Source organism: Pelagibacterium sp. (assembly GCF_048264985.1).
In the GTDB taxonomy this organism is placed as follows: Bacteria; Pseudomonadota; Alphaproteobacteria; order Rhizobiales; family Devosiaceae; genus Pelagibacterium.
In genome coordinates, this window is record NZ_JBLXCL010000005.1 from 49123 (window position 1) to 69819 (window position 20697).

At 56.5% G+C, this 20697-nt stretch carries 22 protein-coding genes and 1 other RNA gene; 7 read left to right on the forward strand and 16 right to left on the reverse strand.

Annotated features, from left to right (window positions below):
- Positions 1–49: 49 nt before the first annotated feature.
- Both ffs and ACN0TA_RS13915 read right to left on the reverse strand, forming a co-directional pair.
- An RNA gene (gene ffs / locus ACN0TA_RS13910) (signal recognition particle sRNA small type) lies at positions 50–144 on the reverse strand.
- Between the two features lie 54 nt (positions 145–198).
- Positions 199–1032, reverse strand: coding sequence for a prephenate dehydratase (locus ACN0TA_RS13915; RefSeq protein WP_417583939.1), 834 nt, complete (start codon positions 1030–1032; stop codon positions 199–201).
- A 290-nt stretch (positions 1033–1322) separates the two neighbouring features.
- On the opposite strand from ACN0TA_RS13915, the gene ACN0TA_RS13920 reads away from it, so the two are divergent.
- Together ACN0TA_RS13920 and ACN0TA_RS13925 are read left to right on the forward strand one after the other, a co-directional pair.
- Positions 1323–2528, forward strand: a complete 1206-nt coding sequence (locus ACN0TA_RS13920; protein WP_417583941.1) for a c-type cytochrome — start codon at positions 1323–1325, stop codon at positions 2526–2528.
- Positions 2529–2609: 81 nt separating this feature from the next.
- Complete coding sequence (locus ACN0TA_RS13925) at positions 2610–3551, forward strand: 2-hydroxyacid dehydrogenase (RefSeq protein WP_417583943.1); 942 nt, start codon at positions 2610–2612, stop codon at positions 3549–3551.
- On the opposite strand, the gene ACN0TA_RS13930 is transcribed toward ACN0TA_RS13925, so the two are convergent.
- Positions 3545–4888, reverse strand: coding sequence for a leucyl aminopeptidase family protein (locus tag ACN0TA_RS13930; protein WP_417583945.1), 1344 nt, complete (start codon positions 4886–4888; stop codon positions 3545–3547). The genes ACN0TA_RS13925 and ACN0TA_RS13930 overlap by 7 nt on opposite strands.
- A gap of 153 nt (positions 4889–5041) precedes the next feature.
- Here ACN0TA_RS13930 and ACN0TA_RS13935 point away from each other — a divergent pair, with 153 nt between their 5' ends.
- Positions 5042–5800, forward strand: a complete 759-nt coding sequence (locus tag ACN0TA_RS13935) for a tetratricopeptide repeat protein (protein WP_417583947.1) — start codon at positions 5042–5044, stop codon at positions 5798–5800.
- A 34-nt stretch (positions 5801–5834) separates the two neighbouring features.
- On the opposite strand, the gene ACN0TA_RS13940 is transcribed toward ACN0TA_RS13935, so the two are convergent.
- From ACN0TA_RS13940 to ACN0TA_RS13980, 9 genes are all read right to left on the reverse strand, one after another.
- Positions 5835–6827, reverse strand: coding sequence for a type II secretion system F family protein (locus ACN0TA_RS13940; protein WP_417583949.1), 993 nt, complete (start codon positions 6825–6827; stop codon positions 5835–5837).
- A gap of 7 nt (positions 6828–6834) precedes the next feature.
- Complete coding sequence (locus tag ACN0TA_RS13945) at positions 6835–7812, reverse strand: type II secretion system F family protein (RefSeq protein ID WP_417583951.1); 978 nt, start codon at positions 7810–7812, stop codon at positions 6835–6837.
- Between the two features lie 2 nt (positions 7813–7814).
- The gene (locus ACN0TA_RS13950; protein WP_417583953.1) at positions 7815–9287 is read right to left on the reverse strand and encodes a CpaF family protein; all 1473 of its coding nucleotides are present in this window, start codon (positions 9285–9287) and stop codon (positions 7815–7817) included.
- A 20-nt stretch (positions 9288–9307) separates the two neighbouring features.
- Entirely contained in the window at positions 9308–10585 is a 1278-nt protein-coding gene (locus ACN0TA_RS13955) for an AAA family ATPase (RefSeq protein ID WP_417583955.1), read from the reverse strand.
- Positions 10586–10645: 60 nt separating this feature from the next.
- A complete protein-coding gene (locus ACN0TA_RS13960; protein WP_417583957.1) occupies positions 10646–11962 on the reverse strand; it encodes a type II and III secretion system protein family protein in 1317 nt (438 codons plus the stop codon).
- 56 nt (positions 11963–12018) lie between these two features.
- Positions 12019–12924, reverse strand: coding sequence for a Flp pilus assembly protein CpaB (cpaB, locus tag ACN0TA_RS13965; protein WP_417583959.1), 906 nt, complete (start codon positions 12922–12924; stop codon positions 12019–12021).
- A 263-nt stretch (positions 12925–13187) separates the two neighbouring features.
- The gene (locus ACN0TA_RS13970) at positions 13188–13736 is read right to left on the reverse strand and encodes an A24 family peptidase (protein ID WP_417583961.1); all 549 of its coding nucleotides are present in this window, start codon (positions 13734–13736) and stop codon (positions 13188–13190) included.
- 16 nt (positions 13737–13752) lie between these two features.
- Positions 13753–13932 (reverse strand): Flp family type IVb pilin, encoded by a 180-nt coding sequence (locus ACN0TA_RS13975; protein ID WP_417583963.1) that lies wholly within the window; start codon positions 13930–13932, stop codon positions 13753–13755.
- Positions 13933–14051: 119 nt separating this feature from the next.
- Positions 14052–14246: a Flp family type IVb pilin gene (locus tag ACN0TA_RS13980; RefSeq protein ID WP_417583965.1), complete on the reverse strand. Its 195-nt coding sequence runs from the start codon at positions 14244–14246 to the stop codon at positions 14052–14054.
- 304 nt (positions 14247–14550) lie between these two features.
- Here ACN0TA_RS13980 and ACN0TA_RS13985 point away from each other — a divergent pair, with 304 nt between their 5' ends.
- The 4 genes from ACN0TA_RS13985 to ACN0TA_RS14000 all read left to right on the forward strand — a co-directional run bounded on the left by ACN0TA_RS13985 (position 14551) and on the right by ACN0TA_RS14000 (position 17182).
- Positions 14551–15015, forward strand: coding sequence for a pilus assembly protein N-terminal domain-containing protein (locus tag ACN0TA_RS13985; protein ID WP_417583967.1), 465 nt, complete (start codon positions 14551–14553; stop codon positions 15013–15015).
- Between the two features lie 131 nt (positions 15016–15146).
- Positions 15147–15701 (forward strand): TadE/TadG family type IV pilus assembly protein, encoded by a 555-nt coding sequence (locus ACN0TA_RS13990; protein WP_417583969.1) that lies wholly within the window; start codon positions 15147–15149, stop codon positions 15699–15701.
- 2 nt (positions 15702–15703) lie between these two features.
- Positions 15704–16459 (forward strand): TadE/TadG family type IV pilus assembly protein, encoded by a 756-nt coding sequence (locus ACN0TA_RS13995; protein ID WP_417583971.1) that lies wholly within the window; start codon positions 15704–15706, stop codon positions 16457–16459.
- A 105-nt stretch (positions 16460–16564) separates the two neighbouring features.
- A complete protein-coding gene (locus tag ACN0TA_RS14000) occupies positions 16565–17182 on the forward strand; it encodes an HAD family hydrolase (protein WP_417583973.1) in 618 nt (205 codons plus the stop codon).
- Here the strand turns inward: ACN0TA_RS14000 and upp are convergent.
- From upp to ACN0TA_RS14020, 4 genes are read right to left on the reverse strand one after another with little or no spacing between them, the layout of a single operon-like run.
- Positions 17179–17808: a uracil phosphoribosyltransferase gene (gene upp, locus ACN0TA_RS14005; RefSeq protein WP_417583975.1), complete on the reverse strand. Its 630-nt coding sequence runs from the start codon at positions 17806–17808 to the stop codon at positions 17179–17181. The genes ACN0TA_RS14000 and upp overlap by 4 nt on opposite strands.
- A gap of 23 nt (positions 17809–17831) precedes the next feature.
- A complete protein-coding gene (locus ACN0TA_RS14010) occupies positions 17832–19049 on the reverse strand; it encodes a phosphopentomutase (RefSeq protein WP_417583977.1) in 1218 nt (405 codons plus the stop codon).
- Positions 19049–20368, reverse strand: a complete 1320-nt coding sequence (deoA, locus tag ACN0TA_RS14015; RefSeq protein WP_417583979.1) for a thymidine phosphorylase — start codon at positions 20366–20368, stop codon at positions 19049–19051. The genes ACN0TA_RS14010 and deoA overlap by 1 nt, the downstream gene beginning before the upstream one ends.
- A 6-nt stretch (positions 20369–20374) precedes the next feature.
- On the reverse strand, positions 20375–20665 hold the full coding sequence (locus ACN0TA_RS14020; protein WP_417583981.1) for a DUF6958 family protein: 291 nt from the start codon (positions 20663–20665) through the stop codon (positions 20375–20377).
- Positions 20666–20697 lie beyond the last annotated feature (32 nt).

A 20697-nucleotide genomic window follows, 5' to 3' on the forward strand; every position in this document is an offset into this window, starting at 1 on the left:
CGTTGCTGGGAGAAATAGCCGCGCCATTACCGAATGGCGCCAATATAAAGCAGGAGGCTGACGACGACCCGTGCCGTACTCGTTGGGGCTGCTTCCTTCCGGACCTGACCCGGTTGGCGAGCGGTTCGTCCGCCACCAACCTCCCGTCCCCTATGTGCTGCATCGGGAACGGGTTTGCAAGAGGTCTGTATGACTCTTTCAAGGCGCGGAGTCGGCTACCGGATAAATTCCGAGGAGTTTGAAGTGATCGGAGAAAAATCCGAGTTCTTCGAGCGCCAGCTTTACATTGTGATCGTCAGGGTGCCCCTCGATATCGGCATAGAACTGGGTGGCAGTGAACGAGCCGCCAACCATATAGCTCTCGAGCTTGGTCATGTTGACCGAGTTGGTCGCAAATCCACCCATTGTCTTGTAGAGCGCTGCTGGGACGTTGCGGACGCGGAACACAAATGTCGTTTTGATCTTGTTACCGTTGGGCCTGGGCGCCACAGGTTCACGCGCCATAATCAAAAAGCGCGTTGTGTTGTGGGAAGCATCTTCGATGTTCTCGGCAACCACATCCAAGCCATATGTCTCGGCGGCAAACCGTGAAGCAATGGCAGCAACTGACCGATCACCCATTTCTGCGACCTCCCGCGCCGAACCCGCTGTATCGACGGCGCTGATGGTGCGCAGCTTGTGCTTGGCAATAAAATTGCGGCACTGACCTAGCGCGACCGACAGAGATTGCACAGCTTCGATTTCAGAAAGCGTCGTTCCGGGCACGCCGAGCAGGTTCATGCGGACGGGCAGATAATGCTCACCTATAATATAGAGCCCACTTTCGGGCAGGATGTGGTGGATATCTGTTATGCGACCGTAGAGGGAATTTTCGACAGGCACGACTGCATAGTCGGCATCGCCAGACTGCACGGCTGCAATTGTCTGCTCAAACGTCACACAAGGCACCGGCTGGTCGTCTGGAAACACTTTTACAGCCGTTGCGTGACTGAAAGCTCCCAATTCTCCCTGAAAGGCTATCTTGCGTGACATAGGCTTTGTCCCAATAAATGAATGCGCGCACCTAACCCCCACCGCCAACGGGTGTCAATTGAACCTGCGACACCTAAAAATTTGGCTTGCGGGATTGTCGCACCCGGCCTATGGCGGTTGCGTGGGCCGATGCTTCCATTTATGGTCCGCGCGCGGGCTTGACGGTCGAATCCGTGGCTTTGGCGCAAGCGTGGTAACACGCTTGCTTCCCGGATCACCGATCGGGGCCCGTGTTTTGCGTTCTGCTGCCGGCGCTCGGGCGGGGATAACGGTACGGAGAGACCGAGATTATGAATTCATTTGAACTCAACAAGATTTTCGGTGCCATTCTTGGCACGCTAGTCTTTGTGATGGGTGTCGGCTTCATTGCCGACGAAATATACGCTCCGATCGAGGGGCGTGGGGCCGATTATGCACTGCCCGAACCGGCTCCCGAAGGTGGAGAAGGTGGCCAAGAAGCTCCCGGAGTGCCATCCATCGCGGCCCGCATGCAGACGGCTTCTGCAGAAGAAGGCGCCAATTTGATCAACCGGTGCCAGTCGTGCCACGATTACTCACCTGCCAACGAAAACCGCACCGGCCCCGGCATTTACGGCGTTGTCGGCCATCCGATAGCAAGCCATGAAGGCTTTGCATATTCGGACGCCTTGGCAACGCTTGGTGCCAATGGCGAAGTTTGGGACTACGAACACCTTGATGCTTTCCTTGAAAGCCCTCGCAATTATGCACCGGGCACAAAGATGAGCTTTGCCGGTCTCTCCAACCCCGAAGATCGCGCCAATCTCATCGCCTTCCTGCGCGAGAACTCGGACGATCCGTTCCCGCTTCCCGAAGCCCCGGCTGAAGAAGAAGTAACCCCCGCTGAAGGTGAAAGTGGAGAAGACGCTCCGGTTGAGGACGAGTTGACTGCCGCTCTTGCTGCCGTGACCCCTGAACAGGGCGAAGCGCTCATCGTGCGCTGCCAGTCATGCCATGACTATTCGCCTGCAAACGCAAATCGCGTCGGACCGGGCATTCATAACGTTGTTGGCGCGGACATTGCTCTTCACGAAGGCTATTCCTACTCCGACGCGCTCGCTTCACTGGGCGCAGAAGGCGAAACATGGACGCCGGAAAACCTCAGCGCCTTTCTTGAGGACCCCGCGGACTTCGCACCGGGCACGCGGATGAGCTTCCCCGGCCTTGCCGATATCGAAGATCGCGCGGCGCTGATTGTGTTCCTCAATTCCATCTCGGACAATCCGATCGATCTGACCGGCGGGGCTGCCTCGGAAGGCGATGCTGCGGCGGAACAGCCTGTCCTTGACGAAGTCGAAGCGCTTAATCTCGAGGAATCTGCCGAAGGTGATGATCCGGTGGTGATCGACGCTGAAGAACCTCAGGTCAACCCGACCCCGCAGACTGAAGATGCTGCACCCGGCGAAGGTCAGCCAGCTGGCGAGACCGACGAAGGCGGTGCCGAACTCGACAATGCGCCCGAAACCACGGCCAACTAATTGACTGGCCAAACTAGACTTAAGGCAAAGGCCGCGCCATCTGGTGCGGCCTTTTTCGTAAATATTACCTAGGAGCGTTCAATGGCCCTGTTGTTGCATTTGACCGGAATCGATGAGGCTGGTTGGGCTAAAGGGTTCGGCGAAGCAATGCCGGATTATCGTGTTGTCACGCGCGACGACTCATTCGACCCGGCGGAGATCGAGTATATCTTTGTATGGAAGCCGGAGCCTGATGCATTCGCGGGAATGAGCAATCTGAAAGCCATTTTGTCTCTGGGCGCGGGTGTCGATGCATTGCTGGAGCACCCTGCGCTGCCCAACGTACCGGTTATCCGCTTCGTTGATGAAGAGCTTACCCATTGCATGAGCGACTATGTGATCTCGCAGGTCACCATGCATCAAAGACTGTTCACGCGCTACGCAGCCCACCAGAAGGCCAAGGTATGGCGCCAACTGTATCCTCCAGCCAGCCATGAGATCTCTGTAGGCATCATGGGTTTGGGAGTATTGGGCACAGATGCTGCCCGGAAACTCAAAGCAATCGGCTTCACTGTCAATGGCTGGAGCCGTTCGGCTAAATCAATTGATGGCGTTGAAGGCTTTGCCGGTGATGCAAGGTTCAACGACTTTCTTGCGGCAACCGACATTCTCGTCTGCCTGTTGCCGCTGACCGATGAAACACGCGGCATCCTCAACATGCAGACCTTCAAGGCGTTGCGCACGGGTCGGTTGGTGGGAGGCCCGGTGCTCATCAACGCGGCGCGTGGCGGCCATCAGAAGGAAGCCGACATCGTTGCAGCCCTCAATGACGGAACGCTCGGAGCAGTAAGTCTCGACGTTTTCGAGGTCGAACCCCTTCCCCGCACCAGCCCGCTGTGGGAACTCGATACCTGTTTCATCACGCCCCATATTGCGGCGATATCAAACGAACAAAGCGGCGTTGGTTATTTTTCGCAGATCATCGCCGACCATCAGGCCGGCAATGGATTGCGAAACATTGTTGACCGCGGACGGGGTTACTGACCGTAACGCGCCTTGAGCGCGCCGTAGAGCGCACGAAGACCCTGATCGGTTCCGCCATAGGGGCGGCCCGGCCGCGCGTCGGGAGCCCACGCAAAGATATCGAGATGCATCCACTCTGTTTGCGGCTTCACGAACCGGCTCAGAAACAAGGCCGCAGTGATCGAACCGGCCATTCCACCGGTCGAGATATGATTGACGTCAGCGATCTTTGACGCCAGCAACTTGTCATAGCCGTTCCAAAGCGGCATTGACCAGAGAGGATCATCGACCGCCATGCCATGGTCGACGAGTTTTTTGGCAAATCCTTCCTCGCGGGCATAAACCGGCGGCAATTCCGGACCGAGCGCCACTCGCGCCGCGCCGGTCAGGGTTGCCATATCGATGACCAGATCGGGATCTTCTTCGTCAGCCAAAGCCAGCGCATCGGCAAGTATCAAGCGCCCCTCTGCATCGGTATTGCCGATCTCCACGGTCAATCCCTTCCGTGATGGGAGCACGTCTCCGGGCCGAAATGCATTGCCCGCAATCGCATTTTCAACGACCGGAACGAGCACCCGTAGGCGAATCTTTAGTCCAGCTGTCATGATCGCGTTGGAAAGACCAAGCACATTGGCTGCGCCCCCCATATCCTTTTTCATCAACGCCATGGAACTGCCAGGCTTGATGTTTAGGCCACCGGTATCGAACGTGACCCCTTTGCCCACCAATGTGACCTTGGGGTGCGCAGGGTCACCCCAGCTAAAGTCGATCAAGCGCGGCGCCTGATTGCTGGCCCGCCCCACGGCGTGGATCATTGGAAAGTTCTGCGTGAGCAGATCATCGCCACGGATGATTTTGGATTGGGCGCCATGGGATTTTGCAAACTCGGCAATCCAGACCTCGAAGGCGTCCGGGCCAAGGTCATTTGCGGGAGTATTGACGAGGTCACGCGCGATGAATGCAGAAGTGACAAGATTTTCGATTTCGTCAGCGTCGACCCCATCCACCGGAACCAGCGTCGGCCGTTCCTTGGCCTTGGTGTATTTGTCAAATCCGTATGCCCCCAGCCTGAAGCCGAGAGCTGCCAGAGTGGGATCGCCATAATCACCTTCCAGCCTGTAGGAGCCGGCAGGCAATGCCGCAGCAGCAAGGCCCAGAACGAGCGCCGAGCGATTTGCTTCTCCCCCCAGGCCGAACAAATACGCCTCAATTTCTCCACTGCTGGCGGGAAGAGCCAAAAGCTTTCCTGTTTGTCCGGCAAACCCATTGTTCTTCGCCCAAGCCTTGTGCCCCTCGCTGATGTTGACGGACTCAAATCCGTTTTCGGCGACGCAGATGATGGGCAAGGTCTTGGACATAAAATAGCTCCGAGTGTGGTTTCGATCTGTTTGTAACTCCAGCACTCCGCAACCGCAATCGATCCCCGCTGTCACTTAACCCGTCGTTAGGGTTAATGAATTACTGCTGAAGATGGATAGGCATTGTTGAGCGCGCGGCTCCCGGGGGTTGGAATGGGCAGAGTTGGTTTGATGTTGCTGGCCAGTGTCGCGACCATCGCTCTGACAGGGTGCGCTACAAATCGCACCGGAGCGCAAAATGCCGATTACGCTAATTATTCGGGTCCGCAGATACAGGCAAGCGTTGCCGATCTATCCCAGCGTTATGCCCGCGATCCGCGCAACAAGGTGTTAGGCATCCATTACGCTGCCGCTTTGCGCGCAGCTGGCCAGGTTGAACCCGCCGTCACCGTCCTCGAGAATCTTGTTTCGGCCCATAACGGAGATCCAGAGGTCGGCTTGGCCTACGCCAAGGCGCTTTCCGCGGCGGGCCGTTTCGAACAGGCACTCCGGGTGGTGGACAACGCGATGAACCCCATAACGCCCGATTGGGACGGGCTGTCAGTGCGCGGTGCCATCCTCGACCAAATGGGCCGACCGGCGGAAGCACGCCAAGCCTATACCCAAGCGCTGTTGCTGGCGCCTCAAGAGGCGCGGCTCTATGCCAATCTTGGGCTGTCCTATGCTATGACCGGAGAACTGGTGCAAGCAGAAGCCAATTTGCGAAAGGCGGCTTCGCTGCCTGGCGCAACCTCAAAGGTGCGGCAGAACCTGGCACTTGTCCTGGGATTGCAGGGTCAGTTTGAGCCAGCTCGTGCGCTTTATGCCGCCGAATTGCCGCCCGAACAGGTGCGGGCCAACATGGATTATATCCGCGCCCTGCTTACCCAACAGGACCGCTGGCAGGCAATCCGCAACGACACGCCGAGTTGAACGGCATGAGATCCTGGGGCGTACGCGCGGGGGATCAAAGTGACGTGACCGAGATGATGGCCGGCGCCATGATAACAATAAACAGAACAGGCAGAAAAAAGACGATAAGCGGTACTGTCATTTTCGGGGGCAGTGCGGCTGCTTTCTTTTCTGCTTCCATCATGCGTGCCTCCCGCCCCTCTTCAGCCATGACCCGCAACGCCTGTCCCACCGATGTTCCGTAGCGTTCAGCCTGGATAAGGGCCGTCATGACCGAGCGCACGCCGTCAAGACCTGTGCGCCTGGATAAATTATCGTAAGCACGCGTTCGGTCCTCGAGAAACGACAGTTCGGCGGTGGTCAGCGTCAGTTCCTCGGCCAACTCCACACTTTGCAGCCCGATCTCCTTTGCGACCCGTTTGATCGCATGTTCGATCGACATGCCCGACTCCACACAGAGCAGGACAAGATCGAGTGCGTCGGGCCATGCCTTCTTTATCGACTGCTGGCGCTTTTGGACCCTGTTGCGAAGCATCAGGAGCGGGATGTAAGCACCGACCAAGCCAACGCCCAGCGCGTAAACCAGATTGAGAAAAACGGGTCGACCGCCGGGCGTGATAAAGATCAGATAAAACGCGCCGAGAACGAACAGCAAAAACGGGGTAACGAAGCGCAGAAACAAGTGTTTTGTCAGCTCTCCCTGCCCTCTCAAACCGGCCTGTGCCAACCGGTTCACTGTATTTTCGTCCACGAAGGCCTTCTGTAGCGAGAAACGCTCGACCGTCGATTTCATGTAGGAGCGCGCATCGGCACCGCGGATATTGCCTCGCGCACTCTCTTTGCTATCGGAATGATGACGAAGCCGCGCCATTTCCCGGACGCGCATTTGTTCGCGCTCGATGGCTACTTTTTTCATGCGGTCCTTGCGCTCTACCTTCTCAAAGATATGAGATCCGAACGTAAAGACGATTGCTGCAGCCGAAACGGCAGCGAAAATAGCGATAAGGAAGTCTGGATTTACGATCTGATCAGCGAGGTTCACGCGCAAATCTTCCTTAATAGTCGAACTGAATCATGCGGTTCATTACGAATGCGCCAGTCATCATCATACCCGCCGCTACGCCCAGGCAGATCATGCCCACGCTCGTGGTCATCAGCGGTGCGAGATAATTGGGACTGACAACCGATACCGCTCCAATAACGAAGAGGGGCAGAGCACCGATGATCATGGCGGAAGCTTTTGCTTCCGAGCTCATTGCTTTGACCTTCGCCTTCATCTTCTTGCGGTTACGCAATACGATTGCCAGGTTTGAGAGGGCCTCGGACAAGTTGCCGCCTGACTGCTGCTGGACGGTAATGACGACAATGAAAAAGTTGACTTCCGCCAGCGGGACGCGATCAAACAGCACCGGCACAGCTTCGGCCATGCTTTTGCCTACTGACTGCTGGTCGAGCACACGCATGAACTCCGACCTCACTGGCTGCTTGACCTCGCGGGCAACGAGGCGGATTGAATCGTTAAGTGGCATGCCGGCCCTGACACCGCGAACGATGGCTTCGACAGCATTGGGCAGCTCATCAAGATAAGCGCTTTGATATCTCTTGCGTCGCCAGCCGAGATAGACGTTGGGCAGCACATAAGCACCTGCAACAGCGATAATCACGGCATAGAGAAGCGGGACCTGAGCGACAAACAGCACAGCAAACAGCCCCACTCCCAAAATTATCGAGTTGCGAACCCAAGAGCTTAGTGGCGTCTTGATGCCAGCCTGAAATATCCTGTGCTTCAAGGTTGCCTTGGCACGACGGGCAGTAAGCTGCGCGGACTGCTGTTTGAGCGCGTCCTGAACAGTGCGACGACGCGTCTCCTTGGTCTTGTCAGCCGACATTGTCTGCCGACGCACCTGCACGTCGGCTTGAAGTGCCTTCATGCGTTTATCGGCTCGGCTCGAGCCGGCCAAAGCAGGCACGAAAGCAACACCCAACGCGCCGACGCAGATCACAACAAGTATAGCTAGAACAAGTGGGCTCATGTTCACCGCATCAATTCGTGCTGTTCGACGTTGGCCCTCTCAAGCGCTTCCACCAGGGCTATTTCCTCGTTGAAATAACGCGCCTTCTCGGTGAACTGCGGCTTGGTGATACCAGTCGAGCGATGCCGTCCCAACAGAGCGCCATTGGCGTCTTCGCCCATGATGTCATAAAGGAACACGTCTTGGGTGACGATGACGTCGCCTTCCATGCCGAGTACTTCTGAGATGTGGGTAATCCGCCGCGACCCGTCTCGCAGACGCGCTGCCTGAACGATAACGTCGATCGACGACACGATCATTTCTCGGATTGTACGGCTGGGCAAGGCGAACCCACCCATGGTGATCATCGATTCGAGACGAGATAGCGCCTCACGTGGGGAGTTGGCGTGCAACGTGCCCATCGATCCATCGTGACCAGTGTTCATGGCTTGGAGCAGATCGAAAGCTTCGGGTCCACGAACTTCGCCAACGATGATGCGTTCAGGACGCATGCGAAGACAGTTTCTCACAAGCTCTCGCATCGTCACTTCACCTTCGCCCTCAAGATTGGGCGGGCGGGTTTCGAGGCGCACAACATGGGGCTGCTGAAGTTGAAGTTCAGCCGAGTCCTCACAGGTGATGACACGCTCGTCTTTATCGATAAAGGCAGTAAGACAGTTGAGCAATGTGGTCTTGCCCGAGCCGGTACCGCCGGAGATCAGCACATTAGCGCGCACACGCCCAAGAACCCGCAACACTTCGGCGCCATCGGGAGAAATCGAGCCGAACTTGACCAATTGTGGAAGCGTCAGCTTGTCCTTTTTGAACTTACGAATTGTAAGAGTGGGACCATCAATGGAAAGAGGCGGCGCTATGACGTTGACACGAGAGCCGTCGGGCAGGCGCGCATCGCAGATGGGCGAGGATTCGTCGACACGGCGCCCGACCTGACTCACGATGCGCTGGCAAACGTTCATAAGGTGCGCATCGTCACGGAAACGCACATTGGTCAGTTTCACACGCCCGTTGACTTCGATGTAACAGCGCTGCGAACCGTTGATCATGATATCGGCGATGTCGTCTCGAGCCAGGAGCGGCTCGAGCGGACCATACCCCAAGACGTCATTGCAGATATCGTCGAGCAAGTCCTCTTGCTCGGAGATCGACATAACAAAATTCTTGAGGGCAATGATTTCGGCAACAATGTCACGAATTTCCTCGCGCGCCGAATCCTGGTCCATAGCCGCGAGCTGGGACAGGTCAATCGAATCTATAAGCGCCGAAAAGATCGAAGACTTTGTCTGGAAATAATTCTTGTCGCGCCCCGTAGGTTCGGGCGCCTCGGCTTCTTCCATCCGGCCAGCTCTGGCTGGCTCGGGCGCGGCACCAATGGGTTGGTCGCGCGCGCGTTCAAGCTCCGTCGCCTCGGGAGGCGGCGCCGGACGATTCGGAGCCGGCTGTGTGTTGCCGCCGAAACTCGCTCGCTTGCCGAACATCGTGTGAGCCTTCCTTTTGACTAAGCCCGCTTACGCTTGCGAAACAGGTCGGGTATACGCAGACCGGACTGACGGCTGCTTGCTTCGGCGCTGGCCCGCCCGGTTAGTTCAAGTCCGAGCGTGCGGAAAATATCGTTGACCTTATGGGTCGCCGACACCTCTGCAATCATCTGGCCGTTGTTTGCAGCGGTGCCGAAAAGCGCCGGCTCGAAGCCAATCTGGGCAGCGAGGCGACATTCGATCGACGACGCAAATTCGGCAGCAGGAATTTCCGGACGCTTGGCGATACCAGTCTTGTTGACCACAATGATCGGATCGCTGTCGCTAGGGCGCATCGCCTTGACGGCATCTGCTATGGCTTTGGCATTGCGCAGATTGGCAAGGTCTGGCTCGGCTACAATGACAACTTCGTCGACGGCGGCCAAAGTGTGGCGAACCCAGCTCGTCCACAAATGAGGGATATCGAGGATGACAACCGGCACCGTCTTCTGGCTGAGTTCGATAATCTGTTCGAAGCTGCGTTCAGACAGGTCATAGGCGCGATCAAGCGTTGCCGGTGCAGCAAGAAGTGAGATGTGATTGGCGGCCTTGCTCATCAATCGATCAAGCATGACTGCATCCATTTTGTCGCTGGCATAGACAGCATCGGCTATGCCTTGAGGAGGGTCCTGATTGAAATCGAGCCCTGCCGTTCCAAACGGCAAATCCAGATCGGCAACCAGAACGTCCTGGCGAATTGAACGTGCAATGGCCCAGGCGACATTGTGGGCTACCGTCGAGGCGCCCGCTCCGCCTTTGGCGGAGATAAAACCCATTGAACGGCCAATTGGCGCAGCGCCCTCCGATGCAAAAAGATCCGTTATCGCGTTGATGATCGTCGCACTGGAGGCCGGCATTACCAAGTATTCCGAGACGCCTGCGCGAATCAGACTGCGATAGAGCATGACATCGTTAACGTGCCCGATAACGATCACACGCGTTGATGCATCACAAACCTCTGCGAGCTTTTCCAATGCGCTTTCAATCTGGTCGGCGGAAAGCGTGGTCTCAACGACAATCAGGTTCGGCGTAGGGTTGGTGCGATAAGTCTCCACCGCGCCTTCGAGACCCCCATTGTGTGTGGTTAAGGCCACCTTGGACATTCGCCTGTCGTGGGTTGTGTCTTCGATGATCTGTGCCGTCTGGGAGTGCTCACAGAACGCCTGGATCGTGATGCGCGGGATCAACCGCGCGCCACTTACAGTTTCGGTCGCCGGCTCGGAGCCTTTGGCACGATCGTCATTATCGATAAAATTCATAGTTTCTACCCCAAGCGGGACGACAAATGGTGCACCTGCGGCAACGCCGGCGCTAAAGGATCAATCGAGCATGAAACCAACAGAGCCTCGGAACTGGCCGCTTTGCGCGCCGCCCACTCCGTACATGCTCTCCATGCGGCCAAGGAACATGGCTTCTGCATTTGATGAGGGCTGATAGAAGTCGTCGGGTGTAGCAACAGGCGCAACGCTGGGCTGAGCAATGACCGGTGTGACAAGTATCACCAGCTCGGTCTGGGACGTGCTGTACTCGTACGACCGGAACAGGGCGCCAAGAATGGGGATATTTCCCAGTCCGGGCAGCTCATTGATCTGACGGCGCGTGCGCTCTTCGAGCAACCCGGCGATCGCAAGGGTCTGATATGCGGGTAGCTCTACAGATGTAGAGGCGCTTCGCGAGTTCAGGGCACCTGAAATCGTATCGGAAATCTCGGAAATCTCGGTATCAATCTCCAGACCGATCAAGCCGTTGGAGCGGACGGTGGGCGTGAAATTGAGCCGAATTCCATATTCCTTGTAGTCGTAGCTTGTCTCTCCATCCCTGACGACACGGATCGGAAGCTCGCCGCCGACATGAAAGTTGGCTTCCTGACCTGACATCGCCGTCAACACCGGTTCGGCAAGGAGCCGCAAGGCATTCTGGCTCTGCAGGGCCTGCAGTGAAGCGTCAATCGAGAAGCTGCCTTGCTGAAAATCGCCGGAATAGCTGCCGGCCGAGGCACCGCTTTCCGGTGCTGAATTCAGGCCAAGGTTGAGGGCGCCGACCGAGAGCGAGCCCGAGAGGTTGATGCCCAACGCTTGAGCCGCATCGCGCTTGATTTCAGCGACGACAACCTTAAGCGCAACCTGTTGACCGCCGGCTACATTGATAACTGAGGTCACATTGGATTCGCCGCCCACATATTGCGCTGCGATCGCAACAGCCTTTTCCATGTCATCGCCGGACTGGACGTCACCGGAAAGAATAACCGAATTGGCAAAGGACTGCACCTGCACCCGCGACCCGGGCAGCAACCTGTTGATTGTTGCAGCAAGACCCGAGGAATCCTGGGCCACCGAGATTTCGATCACGGCAATGCCGGCGCCAGAAGAATCGAGAAACAAGATGTTGGTTTCGCCAGCCGAAATGCCTTGAATCACCGCGCGTGTGCGTGTCCGCATCAAGGCGTTGGCGACCCCTGGCTGGGACACGATCACTTCGCCCGCCTCGACTGGCAAATCGATGATGATCGATTTATTGACCCCTATCTCCACATGTTGGGTGCGCCCCAATTCGCTGTGCGCGATGCGCAGATGGGGCGATGTGGCGCCCAAGACCGGGGTGAAAAGGCCAAAGCTTGCCAGGAGCAAGCCCGCCATAACTGCACTCATGCGACCGAAGCGAGCGGCGAAAGTCTGTTTTGGAGCGAAGAGCATTATCTGACCTCGATGACGGGCGACAACGGCTGAGCCGGCGCAATTGGTGCAGCGGGATTGTCCAGGGCCGATACGGAAGTGCCCGAAGGCGGCGTCATGCGCGGAGCGCTTGATGTGACCGATTGAGACTGGCCGTACCGGACAAGTCTCACGGTCTGGCTTCCAGCGCTGCTGTCCGGGGTGGTCTGAGCGAAATCGACGACCGAGCGCAGGACCAGCGCGAGACGACCAATCGATCCTGACTGAAGTATTGTTTCCGACTGTGCAGGGGTGACTTCTAGAGTTGCGACCTCAGCACTTTCAAACACTTGGGAGGACGGGTTGTCAGGATCGACCTGTCCGCCAGTACTCCCCACTTCTCCAAGTCTAGTCCCAATTGCCAGAACACGAATATTGGAAAGAATCGTTTCCGAGTAGTCGCCGCCCGAACGGGTAAGAACGACATCCACGCGGTCGTTGGGAACGATGTAGCCGCCGGAGGCCGAATCTGGATTGACCGAGACCGAGACCGCGCGCATCCCCTGGCCAATCACGGCAGAAAGGTAACCTTGCGTCGAATTGACGAGCTTGGCTTCGCGGATCGGCTCGCCGGGAAAGAACTCAAAACGCGCCACCGAACCCGACACCTGCTGAGGTGCATCTGGGATTGCGCCGGCCGTGATGTATTCGGACCGCAGCGCGCCTTCGGGCCAATCCTGCCAACCAACATCGGCTTCTGTCAGCCGCTGTCCCAGTCCGATTGCACGTGTTGCCACAAGGACCTGCGCCCTGGCTTCCCGTTCGATCTGTACAGCAGCGGTCGGTGTGTCCTGGGGACGAGGGCTATTGCCGCGCGTTGCCAAAAATGCAGCTAGCCCACCCGCCACGACAGCAACCACTATGAGCAGAATACGCGCCGGTTTCATCTGACCCTATTACTCCCACTGGCTCGTGCCACTCCGGCACATGCACTGTTCTCGGGAGACAGGACGTCTCATGCGCTACCGGCCCCCGTAATCTCACCCCAGACACGCAATAGTCAGACGCGAGTGGGGCATGACCGGAGAACTATTGCCGGGAAAGGGTCAAAACTTGGTTAATCGATGCTTTTTCACAAAGGTTAACCAATGGTTTAGAAGCAAAGCTTCGCCCAACCAAAGCAAAGCCACACGCGCTTCGTCGATGGGCGTTAGAACGTCGAGAGCTGGTCGAGCAATGTCTCCTGGACAGCACGATCGGTCACTAGTTCTTCGTAAACGAGGGTCTGGGGATAGACCAGCATCGCAGCGATCGCCAGAGCGATGCCGTAAGGCACCCCGGTCTTGGGGTGGTGCAGCCGCTGTATCCAACCAACTCCGAGCAAGGGAGCAGGAAGGGCATAACGTCGACCAAAGAGCAGAACAAAGGTCAAAACGCCGCCCAAAATCGAGGAATAGAGCAAGAAGGGCAAAGTAAATTCAAAGCCCATCCACATAGCGATTGCTGCCGCCAACTTAGCATCGCCACCGCCAATCCATCCGAGTGCAAACAACGTGAAGGTGACGACAAGCACCACGGCGCCTGCTGCCAGATGCAGCCCGATCGCTGTCAGACTTAGACCTAAGATGGCAGCAATAGCCACGAAACCTACAACCACAGCAGCCACAAGCATGTTGGAAATGCGCATTGTAAGCAAATCCGAGCAGGCAGCGAAGGCCATAAGAAGCGGAAAGATAAGCGCCAGAAGATGCAGCGTCATGGGATAGATCCTGAATCTAGCCGCCCAGTGCAGGACCAACGTTGTCGACGATATATTGAAACATGCCGCCGGCCGACGAATTGAGGACCAGCAAAGCTCCAACGATGGCAATGGAAACCAGCGACGCAATGAGAGCGTATTCGATGGCCGTTGCCCCTTCATCGTTGCGCGCCAATTTCGTGACCATATGCATCATTTGGCTCCCGCCTCGGACCTCAACTTCAAATGTAGTTTATCGGAGATTGTTTTAACGTTTCCCAAATAAAAAGGAGGGCCTTGCGGCCCTCCTCGCTAAAGACGTTAATGCCTGACTTATTACTCAGGGCAAGCGCCGTCGCCAGCGTTATCGGCATCAAGACATGCTGCGATGTTGCTGAACGTGGTTGTAAGATTCTCGCCGATCAGGGTCATTGCGGCAATTGCAACGACGGCTACGAGAGCCGCGATCAGGCCGTATTCGATAGCTGTAGCGCCGGATTCATCGGCAACAAATTTCTTAAAAAGGTTCATGACTAAGCTCCTTGTTCGTGCGTCCTCAAGTGACTGCATCGTTCGACGCGTCACACATCGAACATGAGGCGAAGCTAGTCTGACCCAGTTGAAATTGAGTTAATCTGAAGCCTCAAAACCTGACGTTCCGCACCAATACTCGACATGACTAGCAAATGGTTTCCAACACACATAAACTGCTAACTATTACGAGCGCAGACACTCAGTATATATATAGCGATGACGTGCCCATCGCGTTTGCCAAATCGTAACCATTGCCGGCCATGATCGGGTAACCATATCACTCAAGGCGGGAAATCTTATTATGCCGGGTCAGTTGCGCAGCGCGTTGATTGCTGCAGTCTTTGTCATGAGTGGGTACTGCGTTTATCCGGTTTTTGCTCAGGACCAAGACGCCATTACGGTGACGGTCAATACCAACATGGCAAGGGTACTCCGTATCAATGCACCGGCGGCAACGGTCATCATTGGCAATCCCGCCATTGCAGATGTTACAATCCAGGATCCTCAGACCCTTATCCTGACCGGCAAGAGTTTCGGCCGAACCAACATGATTATCCTCGATTCCAACGGCGACCCCATAGCCGATACGATTGTTGAGGTGGCTCAGCTCAACACTGACACCGTAACTGTTTTCATGGGCGCTCAGCGGACTTCAATGGCTTGCGCGCCCAATTGCCAGCCCGTCATCATGTTGGGCGACGATACGAGCTACACCTCTGATGTCATCTCCTCGAGCAGCATTATCGACGGCGCTGCCCGTCGATAGAACCAAACTTCTAACGCCCCTTAACGCCAGGTTTACCTTGGTCGCAGATGCCCGGTCGTGGCGTCCAAACCTAACTTTCGGTTAGGGACGCTTTGCGTATTGTGCCGTGCGATTTCATACGGAGCGCGGGCATGGGGACTACCCCACTGAAAAAACCTAGCAGAACCTGGCTGCCGCGCAGACTAGCGCAGCGCTTTGCGCGATCCGAACGCGGTGTCACCATAATTGAATTTGCGATTGTGGGGCCGGTGTTTTTTGCCTTCATCGGAGCCACCATTGAAACGGCACTGGCGTTTTTCGCCGGCTACGCGCTCGATGCAGCTGTAATCGATACCTCGCGCCTGATCCGTACCGGGCAATCCGCCTACATTTCCAGCGAAGCCAATTATCGCGATGCTCTGTGCGGCCAGCTCTACGGTATTTTCGACTGTGACGAGTTGCGCATGTCCGTGCGCCCCATTTCCAGCTTCGCAAATTTCTCGACAACCGACCCAGTCGATCCCGACACCGGTGCCTGGACAATGAACAATACTTACACCGCAGCACAGCCGCTACAGATCATGATGATCGAGACTTACTACAAATGGCCCACATTTTTTAACATTCCCGGCCTCAACGCAGGCCAGACTGGTGACGGCAAGCGTCTCTTGGCTGCTGCCCATGTTATTCGCACGGAGCCATTCTGATCATGAGCCGATCGCGCAATGGAATTGTTGATACGGGCGCGCGGTTGCTTGCCAACCGCAAAGGCATGGCTGCAGTCGAATTTGCCCTGATCGTGCCTGTCTTATTGGTGAGCTATCTTGGCGCTACCGACGTCACACAAGGGCTGGCGATTGATCGCAAGCTTGGCCAGGTTGCTTCCACCGTCTCCGATCTTGTGGCTCAGGAAGATACGATTACGCGCGACCAGGTGCACGGATTTTTTGAGTCTGGCCTGGCCATAATGCGTCCCTTCGATTTCGAAAGCACAAAGCTCAGGCTTACGATCATTGAAGTGGATGGTGGATCCACTGAAGTGACCGGAGCAACGGCGCGAAACTGGAATATCGAGGCCCGCAATGGGCAATCTTATGATCTGCCCAACGACATGATCGCGCTGTCCGAAGGCCGTTATGTTGTCGTTGCTGACGTCAGCTACGACTTTGTTCCGATGTTCGGAACGGTTTTCAATGGCACCGTGTCGCTTGAACAGCGCTCTCTTCACGTCACCCGCAAGGATGTCGAGGATTTCGGTTTCCCACCAGATGGCTCGCCCAATAGCACAGGTCTGCTGAACGATGTGCTGGACACTGTGGACGAGGTCGTGGACGAGGTGGCTGGAGGCCAAACTGAGGACGACGGCGGAGGCGGAGGCGGAGGCGACACGTCCGGCGGAGGATCTTCTGGCAATGGCAGCAATGACAACTGGTGGAACCAGTGGTGCTGGGCTTGGGGCTGTTAAAGTATGCTGCGCCATCCGCTTCGAGGGACGCGCAACCCATCGCAGCGTTGCAAATCAGTTACCGACCTGACATGAACTCAGTTCATTCCCAGTCCGGAGGTCCCGATGTCCGAGCCACTTGTTCCCGTATTCGATCTCGGCGGCGTGTTCGTTGATTGGGATCCGATGTATCTGTTTCGCAAGCTCTTCGCGACCGAAGAAGAGGCACGCTGGTTTGGCGAGTCAGTTTGCACCAAAGACTGGAATCTCGAGTTCGACGCAGGCGATATCTATGCCGAAGGGGTCGCGCGACTGATTACCAGATTTCCGCGATACTGGCGTGAGATCCAAGCCTATGATGCGCGCTGGCGGGAGACTATCGGTGGGGTATTTCAGGGCACAGTCGATATCCACAACGAACTGATCGAAGCCGACATTCCAACGTTCGCCATCACAAATTTCTCTTGGGAGAAATGGATTTCGATGCTCGATGAGTGGAGCTTCCTTGAGAAGTTCGACGGCGTCGTCGTCTCCGGGCTTGAAAAACTGGTCAAGCCCGACCCCCGGATCTTCAGGTTATTCTGTGACCGCTACGGCCTCGCGCCGGAATCGTGCGTATTCATCGACGACAATCAGGCAAATGTCGTTTCGGCCCGGGCGATTGGCATGGAAGCAATCCAATTTTCTTCACCCGAAGCCCTCAGAGCCGAACTCGTCAGCCTTGGATTGCCGCTTAAGGGTTAGCGCGTACCATACATTCGGTCCCCGGCATCGCCGAGCCCTGGCACTATATAGCCATGCTCGTTGAGTTTTTCGTCCAGGCTTGCTGTAAAGATCGGCACGTCAGGATGGGCTTTCGAAAAGCGCTCGACTCCTTCCGGCGCGGCCAGAAGGCAGAGAAATCGAATGTTATTGGCGCCACGGTCTTTGAGCTTTTGAACTGCGGTGATGGCTGAGTTTGCCGTTGCCAGCATTGGATCGACCACAATGACCAGACGATCGGCCGCGTCCGACGGTGCTTTGAAATAATATTCGACCGCCTCAAGCGTATCGGGATCCCGATAGAGTCCGATATGGGCTACACGCGCTGAAGGCACCAGATCGAGCATACCGGTCAGCAACCCCTCTCCAGCCCGCAATATTGAAGCGAACACCAGCTTTTTGCCCTTGAGCGTGGGGGCAGTGGTAGGGCCGACCGGCGTTTCAACTTCGATGTACTCGAGTTCGAGATCGCGCGTGATTTCATAACAGAGCAAATGGGCAATTTCGCGCAGCAGTCGACGAAAACTCGCTGTCGAGGTGTCTTTGCAGCGCATGATGGTGAGCTTGTGCTGGACGAGGGGGTGTTGGACGATGGTCAGGTTCTGCATGTGGCCGCTCTTTTGTTTTCTTGTTACAGGACGCTCTTGCCGTGCTTTCCCGGTGCTATGCCCAGCCAGTGGGCAATGGTCTCGCCAATATCGGCCAGAACGGGGCGCAAGCCAATGCTGCCCTTTTCCAATCTGCGACTAAACAACAAGATTGGCACCTGCTCGCGCGTGTGATCGCTCCCCCGCCAGGTCGGGTCATTGCCGTGATCGGCTGTTATGACAAGCAGATCGTCGTCACGAAGCTTGGAAATGAGCTCGGGCAAGCGGCGGTCAAATTGTTCCAGCGCATCCGCATATCCGCCAGGGTCACGGCGATGGCCAAACTCGGTGTCAAAATCAACAAAATTTGTGAAAATCACCGCACCGTCGCTGGCCATATCCATAGCGTCAAGCGTGCGATCGAACAGCACCATGTTGCCCGATGCCTTGATCTTGTGCGTAATGCCACGCGAAGCGTAGATGTCGGACACCTTGCCAATGGCATAGACCTGCCGATCGACGGCCTTGAGCCTGTCAAGCAAGGTTTCCTCAGGGGGGGCGATCGCGAAGTCACGCCGGTTACCCGTACGTTTGAAGCTCATCTTGTCTTCGCCGACGAAAGGACGCGCGATAACCCGACCAATTTGCAGTGGAGCCGTGAATTGGAAAACCGTCGCGCACAGCGCATACAGCCTTTCGAGGCCGAAATGGTCTTCATGAGCCGCAATCTGAAACACAGAATCCACTGACGTATAAAAAATCGGCTTGCCGCTGCGCACCGACTCCTCGCCGAAATCCTCGATGACCTGGGTACCGGACGCGTGAGTGTTGGCCAGCGAACCTTCAAGACCGCCAGCTTCGTAGATCTTTATGAGCAGGTCTGTCGGGAAAGCAGGATTCTCATCTGGAAAGTAACCCCACGCGAACGGAACTGGCACACCGGCAATTTCCCAGTGACCCGATGGCGTGTCTTTTCCAATGGACACCTCACGTCCAACTCCCCAACGGCCACCCAACGGAGCGTTGGTCAGACCCGGCGGAACTTTTCCGGTAGAAAGCTCTGCGGCCGCGCCAAGCCCAAGGCCGTCCAGATTTGGCAGATACAGCACTCCAGTTCTGGTGCCCTCAATATCGCCGCCTCCCTGCGCGCAAGCATGCGCGATATGGCCGAGTGTATCGGCACCTTCATCTCCAAAATCAGCCGCGTCAGGCGCACCGCCGATGCCGAAACTATCGAGCAGACATAAAATTGCACGGGGCATCATTGGCCTCCTTGGGGCAGAATTTCACTATAGATTACGGGATGCTCCGCCGCATTCTCGCCAATTCGATAGGCGGCGATCAGGCGCTTTTCGGCCTCAGCCGCAGTGGATACGTCATTTGCATGAATACGGGCAATCGGCTCTTGAGAACTCACTTTCGCCCCGATGCCGGCAAGGCGATCAAGGCCAACCCGATAATCGATTTTCTGGCCAGGATGAGCGCGCCCGCCCCCAAGAACGACAATAGCCATGCCCACCTTGCGCACCTCGATGTGCGTTACACTTCCGGTCGACGTCGGGAACACATCCCTTATCACAGCAGCGGGTTCAGGCGTGTAGGTCTCCAGATCATGCCAGGAGCCCAGCGCATTAGCCATCTTGAAGAACTTTTCTGCCGCAGCACCGCTATCGAGCGCCATTTGGGCGCGAACCAAGCCATCATCAATATCGAGCGCCATGCCGCCGAGCACAAGGCCGTGGGCACAGAGTGCGAGCGTCGCCTCCTGCAAGCGCGGGTCACGATGGATACCCGTAAGAAAATCGATCGCGTTTTTGACTTCGAGCCAATTTCCCGCTGCAGATGCCAAAGGCTGATTCATATCGGTGATAAGCGCACCGGTTTTCAAACCTGCACCATTGGCAACCGCGACGAGGCTTTCAGCCAACCCAATCGAGTCGGCAAGGGTATCCATGAAAGCGCCAGACCCTGTCTTGACGTCGAGGATGAGCGCATCGAGACCCGCCGCGAGCTTTTTTGAGAGGATCGATGCGGTGATGAGCGAGATATCTTCGACAGTCGCAGTGACGTCGCGAATCGAGTAGACGCGCCGGTCGGCCGGGGCAAGGTCGTTTGTCTGCCCGATGATTGCGCATCCAACCTGTTTGACCACCCTCTTAAGCGTGTCGATATCGGGATTGGTCATATAGCCGGGTATGGCGTCGAACTTGTCCAGCGTGCCGCCGGTGTGCCCAAGTCCACGGCCGGATATCATGGGCACATACGCCCCGCTAGCGGCCAGTATCGGTGCAAGCATTAAAGAGACGTTGTCGCCCACACCGCCCGTCGAGTGCTTATCGATCGTCGGGCCTTCCAAATCGGTCCAATCGAGCACACGCCCGGAATCACGCATGGCCAGTGTTAGCGCCACGCGCTCATCAAGCGTCATGCCCTGAAAATATACTGCCATTGCGAAGGCTGCGATTTGCGCGTCATCGACGGTTCCAGACGTAATACCGATGACGAACTCTGTAATGTCGGATGCATCGAGTTCGATCCCGTCGCGCTTTTTCGCGATCACTTCCTGTGGAAGAGCCGGCATGCGGGATCAGACCTTGTGAAGCCGCACGGGAGCCTTGGGCGCGCGCTTCAATACACCCTTTGCTTCGAGATCAAGCTGAACGCATTTGAACCACCTGCCTGCCTTATCTCCGCCCGGAAACAGATCCTGGGGAAGATCGGGCTTGATGGAAGCGATTATCTCCGAGGGCGTCGCGCCGGGTTCGGTCGTTGGAATGTGCTCCAATACAGCGTCGCGGACAGCCATGTATTTCGCCTTATCGACACGCGTTGTTCGACCTGGCGACGTGAAGTTTTCGACTTCGATCTTTTCACTCATGACGGTTTCCTCCGTTCTGTCGTACGGCCCCA